This window comes from Avibacterium sp. 21-599 (assembly GCF_026226765.1).
Lineage (GTDB): Bacteria > Pseudomonadota > Gammaproteobacteria > Enterobacterales > Pasteurellaceae > Avibacterium.
Genome location: NZ_JAKKOB010000001.1, coordinates 1,590,633 through 1,605,400, shown reverse-complemented (window position 1 = coordinate 1,605,400; position 14,768 = coordinate 1,590,633). Strand labels below are relative to the sequence as shown.

At 41.1% G+C, this 14,768-nt stretch carries 11 protein-coding genes; 3 read left to right on the top strand and 8 right to left on the bottom strand.

The window, feature by feature from the left end:
* Positions 1 to 6: 6 nt before the first annotated feature.
* The 7 genes from L5B83_RS07670 to malQ all read right to left on the bottom strand — a co-directional run bounded on the left by L5B83_RS07670 (position 7) and on the right by malQ (position 12,412).
* The gene (locus L5B83_RS07670; RefSeq protein ID WP_265778056.1) at positions 7 to 363 is read right to left on the bottom strand and encodes a DsrE/DsrF/TusD sulfur relay family protein; all 357 of its coding nucleotides are present in this window, start codon (positions 361 to 363) and stop codon (positions 7 to 9) included.
* A 159-nt stretch (positions 364 to 522) separates the two neighbouring features.
* Complete coding sequence (locus L5B83_RS07665; protein WP_265778055.1) at positions 523 to 2,985, bottom strand: glycogen/starch/alpha-glucan phosphorylase; 2,463 nt, start codon at positions 2,983 to 2,985, stop codon at positions 523 to 525.
* 131 nt (positions 2,986 to 3,116) lie between these two features.
* A complete protein-coding gene (gene glgA / locus L5B83_RS07660) occupies positions 3,117 to 4,550 on the bottom strand; it encodes a glycogen synthase GlgA (RefSeq protein WP_265778054.1) in 1,434 nt (477 codons plus the stop codon).
* A gap of 74 nt (positions 4,551 to 4,624) precedes the next feature.
* Complete coding sequence (gene glgC, locus L5B83_RS07655; RefSeq protein WP_250350271.1) at positions 4,625 to 5,932, bottom strand: glucose-1-phosphate adenylyltransferase; 1,308 nt, start codon at positions 5,930 to 5,932, stop codon at positions 4,625 to 4,627.
* 31 nt (positions 5,933 to 5,963) lie between these two features.
* Entirely contained in the window at positions 5,964 to 7,967 is a 2,004-nt protein-coding gene (gene glgX / locus L5B83_RS07650; RefSeq protein ID WP_265778053.1) for a glycogen debranching protein GlgX, read from the bottom strand.
* Between the two features lie 56 nt (positions 7,968 to 8,023).
* A complete protein-coding gene (gene glgB / locus L5B83_RS07645; protein WP_265778052.1) occupies positions 8,024 to 10,306 on the bottom strand; it encodes a 1,4-alpha-glucan branching protein GlgB in 2,283 nt (760 codons plus the stop codon).
* Between the two features lie 9 nt (positions 10,307 to 10,315).
* Positions 10,316 to 12,412, bottom strand: a complete 2,097-nt coding sequence (gene malQ / locus L5B83_RS07640) for a 4-alpha-glucanotransferase (protein ID WP_265778400.1) — start codon at positions 12,410 to 12,412, stop codon at positions 10,316 to 10,318.
* Positions 12,413 to 12,612: 200 nt separating this feature from the next.
* On the opposite strand from malQ, the gene L5B83_RS07635 reads away from it, so the two are divergent.
* Positions 12,613 to 12,975 (top strand): DUF805 domain-containing protein, encoded by a 363-nt coding sequence (locus L5B83_RS07635; protein WP_265778051.1) that lies wholly within the window; start codon positions 12,613 to 12,615, stop codon positions 12,973 to 12,975.
* 33 nt (positions 12,976 to 13,008) lie between these two features.
* Here the strand turns inward: L5B83_RS07635 and L5B83_RS07630 are convergent, their stop codons facing one another.
* Positions 13,009 to 13,455, bottom strand: coding sequence for a YcgN family cysteine cluster protein (locus L5B83_RS07630; protein WP_265778050.1), 447 nt, complete (start codon positions 13,453 to 13,455; stop codon positions 13,009 to 13,011).
* Positions 13,456 to 13,631: 176 nt separating this feature from the next.
* Between L5B83_RS07630 and L5B83_RS07625 the strand changes: the two genes are divergently transcribed.
* Entirely contained in the window at positions 13,632 to 14,294 is a 663-nt protein-coding gene (locus tag L5B83_RS07625; protein WP_250350277.1) for a Bax inhibitor-1 family protein, read from the top strand.
* 80 nt (positions 14,295 to 14,374) lie between these two features.
* Positions 14,375 to 14,704 carry a TusE/DsrC/DsvC family sulfur relay protein gene (locus L5B83_RS07620; protein WP_250350278.1) on the top strand — a complete coding sequence of 110 codons (330 nt, stop codon included), beginning with the start codon at positions 14,375 to 14,377 and terminating at the stop codon, positions 14,702 to 14,704.
* Positions 14,705 to 14,768: the final 64 nt, after the last annotated feature.

Here is a 14,768-nt window from a genome sequence, read left to right as displayed (position 1 = left end):
CATAAATTAAAAATTCAATACTTTATCTGCTTCCATTGTCCAATCGGCAAGTTCAATTAATGTTCCAATTTCTACCCCCTCTGCGAGCGGGGCATTGTGGATACCTCGCGCAGTCGCGCAGGTTTTACATAATTTTACTGCTGCCCCCTGTGCGGTGAGAATTTCGATCATTTGCTGTAAATGATAACCTTCTGCAGGCGATTGTTGAGCCAATCCTCCGACGACGGCATCAGACATAAAAAATAAGCGTAATTGTAGCGCACTTTTATGTTGCTCTTGTAACTGTAAAGCAAGGCGTAACGCACTGAAAAAATGTTCATCGCCATAAGGGGAAGAATGTACAATAAATAAGATGTTTTGCATAAGAATGTCCTTTTTTAGATTGTGGAAATGCGGTGTCATTTTAAGCGGCATTAAGGGGTTGCCTATGCACTTGGTTTTGCTTATTTTACACGGATAACAGCAATAAAAAAGTGGGCATTTTTCATTTGCCCACTTTGTGAAAGCCTTTACTTAAACCGCCTAATTTAGCTTGAGCGGTTGGATTTTCCAGATTTTTTTCGCATATTCTTCAATGGTTCTGTCTGATGAGAAGAAACTCATATTCACAATATTTTGTAATGCACTGTTGGTCCACGCGCTTTGATCACGGTATCTTTCATCAACCCGTTTTTGTGCTTCCACATAGCTTTGGAAATCGGCAAAGGATTGATAATAATCGTGATAACATAAACCATTAAGCAAGTCTTGATAACGATGCGGATCATTCGGGGAGAAAAATCCTGAGGTGATTTGGTCAATCACGCGGCGTAGCTGTTCATTGCTTTGATAAATATCATAAGGGCGGTAGCCGTTACGACGTAACGCTTCCACCTGTTCTACGGTATGCCCAAAGATGAAAATATTGTCTTCGCCGACATTTTCTAAGATTTCTACATTCGCCCCGTCTAATGTTCCCAAGGTTAATGCGCCATTGAGTGCAAATTTCATATTACTTGTGCCTGAGGCTTCTGTTCCCGCAAGGGAAATTTGTTCAGAAATATCCGCCGCTGGAATGATCATTTGTGCAAGGCTGACACTATAATTTGGAATGAACACCACTTTTAAACGACCTTGCAAACGTTCATCGTTATTGATGATTTTTGCTACATCATTAATTAAGTTAATGGTTTGTTTCGCTGCGTAATAGGCTGAAGCCGCTTTACCCGCAAGGATAAACACGCGTGGTGTCCAGTCTTTTTCAGGGCATTCTAGCATTTCGTTATAGCGGGCAATAATGTGTAACACATTGAGAATTTGGCGTTTGTATTCGTGGATACGTTTTACCTGTACGTCAAATAAGGCATCAGGGTTGAGTTCAATGCCTAATTCTTTTTTCACATAATGAGCTAAGCGCACTTTGTTTGCGCGTTTAATGGCTGGAATAGCGTTTTGCACATCAGGATCGTCAAGATGCGCTTTAAACTCATTTAATAAACTCAGATCTCGACGCCATTGCGTGCCAATATAACGATCAAATAAGGCAGATAAATCCGGGTTTGCCACGGCAATCCAACGGCGTGGTGTAATGCCATTGGTAACGTTGGTAAAACGTTCAGGGTAAATATGCGCAAAATCGGCAAAGGTTGAGGTTACCATAAGATCTGAATGAATAGCAGCAACCCCATTGACTTTGTGCGATCCCACAACAGACAACCAGCCCATACGTACTTTACGCACATCACCCTCTTCAATTAAAGACACACGACGAATAAAATTGTCATCGGTGGTTACATAAGTGCGGACATATTCTAAGAAATAATCATTGATTTCAAAAATGATCTGTAAATGACGTGGTAAGATTTTTGCCATCATTTCCACTGGCCAAGTTTCTAATGCTTCAGACATCAAGGTGTGGCAAGTGTAAGAGAAAATGCGGCGACACATATCCCACGCGGTTTTCCAATCATAGCCTTCTTTATCCACTAAAATGTACATCAATTCAGGAATAGCTAAGGCTGGGTGGGTATCGTTTAAGTGAATTGCCACTTTATCTGCCAAGTTTTTTACGCTACCGTGCGTGCGTTTGTGGCGTTTGATAATATCTTGTAGTGAGGCGGAAACTAAGAAATACTCTTGGCGTAGACGTAATTCACGTCCTGCCCAAGTGGAATCATCAGGATATAACACGCGCGAGACATTTTCACTGGAAGCACGTTGTTCTACGGCACGAAAATAATCACCACGGTTAAATTCGGCAAGATTGAAAGAATCCCCTGCGTGGGCGCTCCACAAGCGTAAAGTTGCCGCGCTGTCGTTGGCATACCCGGGGATCATTTGATCATAAGCTAAGGCAACAATTTCCTCTTTACTCTCCCAAACACATTTTTTTCCTTCAAAATAAATATGCCCGCCAAATTGGATATTGAAACGTTTAGAAGGACGAATAAATTCCCAAGGCGCGCCTTTTTCTAACCACGCATCGGGTTTTTCTACTTGTTTACCTTCTTCGATTGTTTGTCGAAACATACCGTATTCATAACGGATACCATATCCCATTGCGGGAATGGCTAAGGTGGCAATGGAATCCATAAAGCACGCGGCCAAACGCCCTAAACCGCCATTACCTAAACCGGGATCAACTTCTTTCTCAATGATTTCTTCTAAATCCACATCAAGCTCATTTAAGGCTTCTTTAGCAAGGGTATAAACACCTTCTGCGATCAATGCATTAGAAAGCGTCCGCCCCATTAAATATTCCATTGATAAATAATAGACGCGACGTGTTTTTTCATCACGGGATTGACGGGCGGTCGAAATCCAGCCTTCTGTTACAAGATCACGCACCGCATAAAGGGTGGCATTGAGCCAATCACGTTGGCTTGCTTCTTGTGGTGAACGCCCAATTAAGAAAATCAATTTATACACGATCGCTTTTTTCAGCGATTCTGTGGTTTGTTCCGGTTGGTTATAAGAGAAGGGAAAATCAATGTTATCCGTTGTCATAAATGGCTCTCCTAATTTATTGCAATTTAAAATCGGCGTATTTTTATCCTTTTTGTATAAAAACACAACAAAAATCAGCCTAAAATCGGCGTTTTTTCACCGCACTTTGATTTTAGGTAAATCGAATGAAGCTATAAAATGCGTTGATATAATGCTTGGTAATGTCTTGCCGCAATTTGCCAGCTAAAATCTTGCTCCATTGCAACCACGCGTACACTTTGCCATAGGCGCTGTTTTTGCCATAATGCAAAGGCGTTATTAATCGCCCAGCCTAGCCCTTCCGCATTGGCATCATTAAACACAAACCCTGTGGCTTTACGAGCTTTGATGTTTTCAGAATGGCTATCTACCACCGTGTCAGCCAAGCCACCTGTGGCTCTTACTAATGGTAAAGTGCCGTATTTCAATCCATAAAGCTGGGTTAAGCCACAAGGCTCAAAACGACTTGGCACTAAAATCACATCACCACCCGCAATAATTAAGTGTGATAAGGCTTCATCATAGCCAATTTTTACTGCGATATGTTCAGGATAACGTTCGGCAAGGTGGCGTAATCCTTCTTCTAAATGCGGTGCGCCTGACCCCAGTAAAGCAAGCTGACCGCCTTGTTGTACGATGGTTTCTGCGTTTTGAATCAGTAAATCCACGCCTTTTTGTTCGGTTAAACGTGTCACCATTACAAATAATAAGGCGTCAGGCTGTTGTGGCAAATTAAAATAGGCTTGTAATTTTTCTTTATTTTTACGTTTGCCCGCCATTGCTTTTAATTTGTAATGATCTTCAAGGTAATGATCACTATTCGGGTTCCAAATTTGTTCATCAACACCATTGAGAATGCCGACTAATCGCCCTTCTTGACGCAATGCCTCAAGTAAACCTTGTAAACCGTAGCCAAATTCTGGCGTCGTGATTTCTTGAGCATAGGTTGGGCTAACGGCAGTCACCACATCAGAATAATAAAGCCCTGATTTTAAATAAGAAATTTGTCCGTGTAACTCTAAACCGTTAATATGGAACATTTCCAATGGTAAACCAAGTTCAAACAAATGGTGATAAGAAAACATTCCTTGATAAGCGAGATTATGAATGGTAAATACGGATTTGGCAGGTCGCCCTTTAAATGCTAAATAAGCACTTGTTAAACCCGCGTGCCAATCGTGGGCGTGAACCACTTCCGCTTGCCACCAAGCATCTAATCCAACAGCAAGTTCTGCCCCAACCCAGCCAAGTAAGGCAAAACGTTTATAGTTATCGGCATAATCGTTATACCATTCATCGTGGTACGGATTGCCTTCTCTGGCATACAAATGCGGTGCATCAATCAGATAGATGCCTAGCCCGTTATATTCACCATAACGTAGCACGATATGCCCTGCAAAATGATCAAATTCCGCCACCACAACGGTATTAGGAATGCCAGCAGCAATGGCAGGGTAAGCCGGCAGTAAAATTCGGGTGTCCATACCAATTTGCTGTTGCGCAAAAGGTAATGCCCCCATTACATCCGCTAAACCGCCCGTTTTGAGTAGCGGGTAAAGTTCTGAACAAACGTGTAAAACTCTCATTCTTTTTCTTCCTTAAAACAGAGAAATACGGTGAAAATTCCGCAAAATTCCACCGCACTTCTCTTTACCTTGTATTAATCTAAATGCGCTTCAAACGCAACTGTTTCACCATTTAACTTCTTTAACATTGATGCAGTAACCAACACCACACCGCCACTACTAACTCTAAAGCGTTTGCTATCCAGTGCTAAATCCACACCAATTTCCATTCCGTCTGGAATGACACAATGGCGATCAACAATACAACGTTTGAGCGTACAATTTTTACCAATGGTCACTTGCGGTAACACGACGCTATGATCAACCAATGAGCCTTCTTGCACGATAACGCGATCGAAAAGGACAGAATAACTAATCGACGCATCGGTGATCACACAACCACCCGAAATCAAACAGTTATCCACGGGTTTAATGTCTGATTTGCTATAAAAGAATTTTGATGGATAGGTTTGCGTTGGATTACCACGAATTGGCCAGCGTTGATCATAAATATCCAGTTGTGGATTTTCGGAAACCAAATCAATATTGGATTGCCAGAAACTATCTAGCGTTCCCACATCACGCCAGTAAATTTCGCCATCGGTATTACGTCCCATACAAGAACGGCTAAATGGATGGGCATAAAGCGTGCCTTCATCTAAACATTTCGGCAAAATATCTTTACCAAAATCGTGGGAGGTGTAAGGGGTGTTCACTTCTCGTTCTAAAATATCGTATAGGTAATCTGCATTGAACACATAAATGCCCATTGATGCTAAAGAAATATTGGGTTTGCCTGCCATCGCTGGCGGATCTTTGGGTTTTTCAACAAAGGCTTTTACTTTAAGATTTTCATCAACTGCCATTACCCCAAACTCACAAGCCTTTTCACGTTCCACTTCAATACAACCTACGGTACATTGTGCATTACTGGAAACGTGATCTAACAACATTTGGCTATAATCTTGTTTATAAATGTGATCACCCGCCAAAATTAAGATGTATTTCGGGCAATAATGATCGCGAATAATCGCCATATTTTGATACACCGCATCTGCCGTGCCACGATACCAAGTGGAATCATCAATTTGCTGACGGGCTGGCAACATATCAATAAACTCACCACGCTCTTGTGGCAAGAACGACCAGCCTTTTTGCAAATGGCGTAATAATGAATGCGCCGCATATTGGGTAACCACGCCAATATGGTTTAACCCTGAGTTAATACAGTTGGATAACGCAAAATCAATAATTCGTCTGTTGCCGCCAAAATACAGTGCTGGTTTCGCCCGTTTATCCGTTAGCTCATAAAGTCTTGAACCTCGTCCGCCCGCTAAAATTAGCACCAAGGTATCTTTTACAAGATCATTTTTATTTGGTGATTTTGATATACTGTTGCTCATTGCATTGTCCTCGCATTAATTTATTGATTGCTCAATAATCATTTCCTTTTTTCGTGCAACATACGAATGCGAGATCATTCACAGCCCATAGATTTCCTTGCATTTGTACGAACGCACCACTATATACAACTTCCCATTTCCCATCTGGCAACAAGAACGTTTGTAATTCTGCTTTTGCATTGATTAAAAGTAACCAATCTTCATCTAACTGAATTTGCATTGCTTTGCTATGGGGATTATGCCAATCCGCCACACTCATTAATTGCCCTTGTGCGTTACGCCATTGCACATTTTCTTCCGTCCACCATTGATCCCGTTGTAAACTTGGGATTTGTTTTCTTAGGGCAATAAGCTGTTTAGTCATCTCAACGAAGTGCGGTTGAAATTTTTGCCAATTTAGCCACGTAATTTCATTATCTTGGCAATAGGCGTTATTGTTACCTTTTTGGCTATGTCCAAATTCATCGCCTGCCAGCAACATTGGTGTGCCATTTGCTAACAATAAACTCGCTAGCAAACCGCCACAGCTTAAAAAACGTTGGTATTTCACTTCCTCTGGAAGATTTTCTACGCCCTCTATCCCGTGGTTATAACTGTAATTTTCGTTACGTCCATCACGATTTTGCTCACCGTTGGCGAGATTATGTTTTTCGTTATAACTGGTGAGATCGCACAGGGTAAAGCCATCGTGTGCAGTAATAAAATTCACAGAATGATGTGGCTTGCGATCTTCTTTTTGATAAATTTCACTCGATCCGGCAAAACGTTGTGCAAAACCGCCTAACTCACCGCTTTTCCGTAACCAAAAACGGCAAAGATCATCACGAAAACGATCGTTCCATTCAGCAAAATAGTGAGGGAAATTCCCCACTTGATAACCACCTTCGCCAATATCCCAAGGCTCAGCAATAAATTTGCATTGCTGTAAACGCGGTTCTTGCGCAATCTCAGCAAAAAGCCTTGCCTGTGGGTTAAACGCTGGGGTTTCTCTACCTAATACAGTAGCAAGATCAAAACGGAAACCGTCAATATGGCATTCTTCCACCCAATAAATTAAGCAATCCAACACCCAGCGGCGAGTGATGTCATTGGCTAAATTTAAGGTATTGCCGCAGCCTGTGGCATTCAGGTATTCCCCTTGTGCGTTTTGCCAATAGTAAGCCCGATCATCAATTCCACGCTGGCTAAAAGTGGGAAAGTGTTTTTCTGATTCCACGCTGTGGTTGAACACCACATCTAAAATGACTTCAATACCCGCTTGATGAAGCGCTCTCACCATTGTTTTAAATTCACTCAATGGCGTTGTTCCCGTTTGCCCTGACCAATAAGCTGTTTCTACGGCAAACATTGCCAATGGGCTATATCCCCAATAATTGACCAATCCTTTTTCCTGTAAATGCGGTTCATCAAGATGATAATTTATCGGTAAAATTTCCACCGCACTTATCCCCAGTTCTTTTAAATAGGTAATCATTGTGGGGTGTGCTAAGCCTGCATAAGTACCACGAATAGCCTCTGGTAAATCTTGTCGTAACTGGGTAAACCCTTTAACGTGCAATTCATAAATGATGGTGTCAGCCCAAGGTGTGGCTAAGGGTTTATCACCTTGCCAATCAAATTGGTTATCAACGAGGACACCTTTAGGCGCAAGGTGAGCGTTATCTCGAGGATCGTTGAGTAAAAACCATTGCTGCTTTTCAATGCAACTTAAATCCGGCTTACCTATCACCGCTTTCGCATAAGGATCGAGCATTAATTTTTGTGGGTTGAATAAGGTGTTATCTTGTCCTGTAATACGAAAGCCATATTGCGTGCCATAAGGCAACTCCCCCACCCATAAATGCCAAAACGCGCCACTTTGGTACATTTCTAGGGGTAATTCCTGTCCGTCAAAAAATAAACATAATTTGACGCTTTCTGCGCAAGAAGAAAATAGCGCAAAATTCCAGCCCACTTTTTTGTTGCCTGAATTATCTTGCAAAATTTCAATAGAACTCCCTAATGGGTAAGGCTTTCCTGCTGCCGTGCTGATCATTCTGTGTTGTCCATTTATCGCTTGATTTAAATGCCTCTTTAGGCGGATTTTTTCTTTTACCGCGGTGCTTTCTTTGTTTTACGCGTTGTTGTTTTCATTTTTTGCTCGTTTTCCGCTTGGGTGCTTGGCGTTCTTTTCTCGCTTTTAGCAGGTTTTCGCCATTTTAGGTAAATCGTTGCCAATGGCGGAATGGTTACGGAAATAGAATGCGCCTTATTGTGGCTTGGAATAGCTTCACTCTGTACTTCACCTTGATTACCAAGGTTAGCACCTTGATAGAAGTAAGAATCTGTATTGAGAATTTCTTCATATACCCCTGCTTCATTCACGCCAAAGCGATACGCATAACGCGGTACTGGCGTGAAGTTACTGACCACGATAATACGTTCCTCATCACGACTACAACGTTCAAACACGAAGACAGAATGTTGATAATCATCTACCACAAGCCAATTAAAGCCCTTTGGATCGTAATCTAATTGGTATAACGCTGGGTGAGTTTGATAAGTGCGGTTTAAATCTTTCACTAAATTCAATACGCCTTTATGCCAGCCCCCACCAACACTTTCATCAAGTAAGAACCAATCTAGGCTTTCTTGGTAATTCCACTCACGCCCTTGGGCAAATTCGTTGCCCATAAAGAGCAATTTTTTGCCGGGATACCCCCACATATAGCCATAATAAGCGCGCAAATTGGCAAATTTTTGCCACGCATCCCCCGGCATTTTGCCGATAAGTGAACCTTTGCCGTGTACCACTTCATCGTGAGAAAGTGGGAGCACAAAGTTTTCACGATATTGATACATCATTCCAAAGGTCATTTGATCGTGATGATGTTGGCGATATATCGGATCTTTTCGCATATAGGATAAGGTGTCGTTCATCCAGCCCATATTCCATTTAAAGTGGAAACCTAAGCCGCCATCTTGCGGTGGGTGGGTGACACCTGCAAAGGAGGTGGATTCTTCCGCAATAGTAATTGCGCCTGCATTTTCTGTGCCGATCACATAATTGGTGTGTTTTAAAAATTCAATGGCTTCTAAGTTTTCTCTGCCCCCGTATTGGTTTGGAATCCACTCACCGTCTGCGCGGCTGTAATCTCGGTAAATCATTGATGCCACGGCATCTACACGCAAACCGTCTAAACCAAAACGTTCAAGCCAATATAATGCATTCCCCGATAAGAAATTTTTCACCTCATTACGACCATAGTTATAAATTAAGGTATTCCAATCTTGATGATAGCCTTCTCTTGGATCAGCGTGTTCATACAACGCCGTGCCATCAAAGGCGGCCAAACCGTGAGTATCACTTGGGAAATGCCCCGGCACCCAATCTAAAATCACATTAATGCCCGCCTCGTGGGCTTTCTCGATCAAACGTTTAAAGCCTTCGGGTGTGCCAAAACGGCTGGTTGGTGAATAAAGCCCAATGGGTTGATAGCCCCAAGAACCATCAAAAGGAAATTCCGACAAGGGCAAAAATTCAATATGCGTAAACCCCATTTCTTTGACATAAGGAATGAGTTCCTCGGCAATTTGGTCATAATCCAACCAGAAATTATTCTCAAGATTACGCCGCCAAGAGCCTAAATGCACCTCATAAATGGAAATTGGCTGATCAAATTGGTTTGCTTTACGTCGTTTTTCGGTCATTTCTACCCCATTTGGCAATGGGCTAATTTGTGAAGCAGTATCAGGGCGAAGCTGTGAGCTAAAGGCGTAAGGATCGGCTTTTAAACGTAACTGTTCATTGCAATCGAGTACTTCAAATTTATAGAACTGTCCGAGTGCCGCTTTTGGCACAAATAATTCCCAAATGCCACTGGTGGCGTGAAAACGCATTGGGTGACGACGACCGTCCCAATAGTTAAAATCGCCCACAATAGAAACGCGTTTTGCATTCGGCGCCCATAGGCGAAAATTTACGCCTGATACGCCTTCACATTGCATAAAATGAGCGCCCAAAATTTCATAAGGGCGTAAATGTGAGCCTTCCGCCAACAGCCAATTATCCAGCTCTTGAATAATTGGGTGGAAACGATAAGGATCTTCAATAAGCTGAGGTTCATTCCCCCAGTAAACTTCTAATTGATAAGCAAAAAAACTGCGTGTCTCTGGCATTACCGCTGCGAAAAAGCCACGATCATCAAGGCAAGTTAGTTCGCACACTTTTTCTTGATTTTCTTTATTAATAATCACGACCTTATCCGCATCAGGCAATAACACGCGGATTTCAATCCCTTTTTCTGTTTCGTGCATTCCTAATACAGAAAATGGATCAGAATGTGTCCCGTTAAAAAAGGCATTAATGGTTTCTTGTGGAAGGTATTTATTCATACAAACCTCTTATCGCAGACGCGCTTGATTAATTTCAGTTAAAAGTGCGGTGATTTTTTCGTCAGAAAAGATGTCTTCAATCGAACGAGATAATTTCATTCGCCAATTTGGGTATTCCAATGAGGTTCCGGGCAAATTAAAGGAAATCTCTTGTTCCAATAAATTTTCTAACTGTACGCCAATGAGTTTGGTTTGACTTTCTGCCAAATAAAGGTGGATCACTCGCATTAAGTTTTGGTGCATTGCCATACTGAGTGCATCGCCCCAGTAATCATCTGGCAAATACTGATCGCGGTGTAAACTATTGAGTAACGCTTGTTTGTCAATAACACGTTGATCATATTTCTGTTTTAGCATTTCCCCTTGCAACACGCCAAGTTGAGCAAAAAGTTCGAGATCTCGACAATGCCAAAAGCTACTTAAAGACGGCACATCGTGCGTGCCAATGGTAGCAAAGGCATTCGTTGGAAACGCATTCTTATCGGGATATTGCAAATCCTGCTTCTCAAAATACAGTACAAAATAGGAAAAAATCTGAAATTCGTTTAATTTCCACCGCACTTCATCTGGCACGGTGCCTAAATCCTCCCCGACAACAAGGCATTGATTACGTTGGCTTTCAATCGCCAAAATGGCCATTAATTCGGCAAAAGGATAATGCACATAAAGCCCATCGGCGGCGGTTTTTTCAGGGGGAATGAGCCATAAGCGGAAAAGCCCCATAATATGATCGATCCGCAACACGCCAAAATGCTGCATATTGGCTCGTAATAAATCGATAAAAGGTTGAAAACCACGGGCTTTTAGTTCACTCGGATGATAAGGCGGAATATGCCAATTCTGTCCCACAGGACCTAAAGGATCGGGTGGTGCGCCCACGGACGCCGCTACGCAGTAAAGAGTGGGATCTGCCCACACCTCTGCACTGCCCCTTGAGCTACTTACCGCTAAATCACCATAAATGCCTAAAGACATTCCTTTCTCTTGGCATAAGGCTTGAAGATGATGAAGTTGCTCTTGCACAAGCCATTGTAACCAGCAATAAAACATCACTTCATCTTTATGCTGACGAATTAATTTATCCCGTTGTTTCGTATTAAGTTGTTGATATTGTTGCCAACCAAGCCAGCCTATTTGGCTTTCTTGCTCAATGGTTGAGTGCGAACTTTGACGATCTAACACCTCAAATAAGCCTTGATATAACAAATCATTCCCTTGCTGTTTAACAAAATCGGCAAACGCCTTTTGCCGAGGCTGGATTTTTGCCGCACGGCTACGTTGGAAATAAGCATATAATTTTTCAAGTGCGGTCAATTTTAGCTGCGTAATTTCCGTATAATTCACTTGCTCTGCATTGCGTAAAACAAAAAGTTGCTGTTGAATCTCTGCTTGATTAACCCAATTCTGCACGGATTGACATAATTTATATTCGGGCAATTGATCAACGGCAAGGTAAAGCCAATTCAAATAACGTCTTGAGGCTGAGCTATAAGGACTTGCCCATTCAGGCACGGCTGAATACATTGCGTGCAATGGGTTAATGCCGATAAATTCTGCGCCGTAGTGGCTTGCTTGTTCGACCAAATATGCTAAATCGGCAAAATCACCAATGCCCCAATTTCGTGCTGAACGTAAGCTATAAAGCTGAACATTTAAGCCCCACGCTTTTTTCTGCTGAAAAATCGTAGGTTGGTAAGTCGTTTTAGGGTTAACAAAGAGGCGAACGTGATAGATTTTTTCACAAGCAGAAAGCTGTAAAAGATAATAACCAAAAGGTTGTGTAGGAAAAGAAAAGAGTGAATTCGTAAAGGAAAGTGGCGTTATGGGCTGATGTTGTTCGTTAAATAAGATCGCATTGCGTATCGGCGATATTGGTGCTAACCGTGCAATATCATAAATAATCGGTTCCCCTTCTTTCACCACAAAAACATCATCAAATTGCACCGCACTTTTCTTATCTGGATTGTCTCGCCGTAAAGAAAGCAATTCAACAAAATAGGCCAAACTCTCTGGATTAGCATAAATTAAATTGCCGTCAATATCATAATGAGAAATGGCAATGCCTAATTCCTCAGCTCTTGTATAACTTGGTGTTTTCATATCCATTTGCTCTTCCAACAACCATAAATACTGGAGAATTAACTTCATTCTACAAATCAATAAGTTAAAAGCAAACGGTTTCCTTTAAATTCGTGATCTCTATCAAATAAAGATTTTTCTCTCTAATATAAAAGATTGATAATTGACAGAGATATTCCTACTTTCTAGAATAATTAGACTTTTCTTAAGTAATTAAAGGCTAAAAAATGGATTGGTATTTATATGTATTAAAGCATTATGCTCAATTTAACGGGCGAGCAAGACGTAAAGAATTTTGGTGGTTTACTGCTATTGATCTTTTATTAAGTGCTATTTTAATGTTATTTGATTTTGTTTTACTTAGTAGTTTTGGGTTTAGTGGACTTTATGGAGTTTACTGGATTGCAACCTTACTTCCTTCTTTCGCAGTAAGAGTAAGGCGATTACACGATACCAATCGCTCTGGTTGGTGGTTATTAATTGCTATTATCCCGTTTATTGGAGCTATTGTATTACTGGTATTTGCCTGTTCAGATGGAACTTACGGTAAAAATCGTTTTGGAGAAGATCCTAAAAAATTGGTTTCATAGAAAAAGTGCGGTAAAAATTACCGCACTTTTCTTTTACGCTTCATCAATCACAAACTCAAACCAATCAATCACCTCTTTTTCGTGAATGCCATTGGCAATGGGAATATGGGCGAGTTTAACGGTGTTTGGATCGCCAGAAATTAATGGATGCCAATCAAAAAGCGGTTTATTTTCATACAACAAACGATACGCGCAGGTCGCGGGTAGCCAATGAAAGTCGGGTAAATTCTTTTTTGTCAGTTTAGTACAATCTGGCTCAAGTTGAAAACGTTGCAAATAATTACCGCACTTTCCTGTTTCTAAATTTAATAAATTGCACGCAATGCGAGTAAAGTATAAGGTTTTTCGACGCCCTCGCCCTTCAATAAATTTACGATAACAGCATTTTCCACAACCATCACACAAGGCTTCCCATTCTGCCTCATTCATTTCCAGTAGTGATTTATGTTGCCAAAAGTGTTTTTCTAATTGTGTTGTCATTCGTTTGATTGCTGATGTCTTCTTTAACATTATGTTTTGAATTATAACAATCTCCGTGTTTTTTGCCTATTCACGGCAATAGGAAAATAAATAAAAATCCATTGCTATTCATTGACTTTTCCCTCTCTAGCCTATACTTTATCAGTCTGACTTTTATATTCATCACAGGAGCGTTTATGCAATCTCGTTTAATCGTTGAAGACAGCCGCCAAGAATCGGTATTAGCCACCAATAAAGTGTTACGCAATACCTATTTCTTACTCGCTTTAACCTTAACTTTTTCTGCCATTGTTGCTTATGTGGCAATGACCTTAAATGTTGCCCCATTACATTTCGGTGTGTTATTAGTGGGATTTTATGGCTTATTATTTTTAAATAGTGCATTAGAAAATAGTGCGTGGGGAATTCTTTCAACCTTCGCCTTAACTGGTTTTATTGGCTATTCTCTAGGGCCGGTATTAAATATGTACATCGGTGCAGGATTAGGAGATTTAATCGCCCTTGCACTTGGCGGAACCGCAGCGGTGTTCTTCGCCTGTTCTTTCTATGTATTAAGCACGAAAAAAGATATGTCGTTCCTTTCAGGTATGATGTTTACGCTATTTATTGTGCTTGTAGTGGGAATGATTGCCAGTTTCTTCTTTAAAATGCCTGCATTTTATGTTGCGTTAAGTGCATTATTTATCGTCTTCTCTAGTATGGGCATTTTATATCAAACCAGTAGCATCATTCACGGTGGTGAAACCAATTATATCCGTGCAACCGTGAGCCTTTATGTGTCTATTTATAATATCTTTGTGAGTTTATTAAACTTACTCGGTATTTTACGCAATGATTAATAATTGCTTTAATCGGTAAATTCAACGCCCCTTTCTAGGGGCGTTTTTGTATAATTAAAAAAACAATAAAGGAAAGAAAAATGTTGAATATTAACAATCAAATCATCGAAACAGATAATGAAGGCTATTTATTGGATTTAACCCAGTGGACGCCTGATGTCGCGCTAGCTATTGCACAGCAAGAAGCACTCACGCTAACCGAGGCACATTGGGAAGTCATTCATTTTGTACGCGATTTTTATCAGGAATACCACACTTCCCCAGCGATCAGAATGTTGGTGAAAGCAATGGCACAAAAATTAGGGGAAGATAAAGGCAACAGCCGTTACTTACAACGCTTATTCCCAGAAGGCCCGGCAAAGCAAGCAACGAAACTGGCTGGATTACCAAAACCTGCAAAATGCTTATAATTTGAGAACTATTCTCATTTACTTGCGATGATTTACCCTTTATAATCATTAAAAACCATTCACT

Bases quoted from the DNA above. Each gene is read 5' to 3' on its own strand.
- L5B83_RS07625 (WP_250350277.1), top strand. From the start codon at position 13,632: ATGCAATCTCGTTTAATCGTTGAAGACAGCCGCCAAGAATCGGTATTA.
- malQ (WP_265778400.1), bottom strand. From the start codon at position 12,412: ATGGATATGAAAACACCAAGTTATACAAGAGCTGAGGAATTAGGCATT.
- L5B83_RS07630 (WP_265778050.1), bottom strand. From the start codon at position 13,455: ATGACAACACAATTAGAAAAACACTTTTGGCAACATAAATCACTACTG.
- L5B83_RS07665 (WP_265778055.1), bottom strand. From the start codon at position 2,985: ATGACAACGGATAACATTGATTTTCCCTTCTCTTATAACCAACCGGAA.
- glgC (WP_250350271.1), bottom strand. From the start codon at position 5,932: ATGAGCAACAGTATATCAAAATCACCAAATAAAAATGATCTTGTAAAA.
- glgA (WP_265778054.1), bottom strand. From the start codon at position 4,550: ATGAGAGTTTTACACGTTTGTTCAGAACTTTACCCGCTACTCAAAACG.
- L5B83_RS07635 (WP_265778051.1), top strand. From the start codon at position 12,613: ATGGATTGGTATTTATATGTATTAAAGCATTATGCTCAATTTAACGGG.
- glgB (WP_265778052.1), bottom strand. From the start codon at position 10,306: ATGAATAAATACCTTCCACAAGAAACCATTAATGCCTTTTTTAACGGG.
- L5B83_RS07620 (WP_250350278.1), top strand. From the start codon at position 14,375: ATGTTGAATATTAACAATCAAATCATCGAAACAGATAATGAAGGCTAT.
- L5B83_RS07670 (WP_265778056.1), bottom strand. From the start codon at position 363: ATGCAAAACATCTTATTTATTGTACATTCTTCCCCTTATGGCGATGAA.
- glgX (WP_265778053.1), bottom strand. From the start codon at position 7,967: ATGATCAGCACGGCAGCAGGAAAGCCTTACCCATTAGGGAGTTCTATT.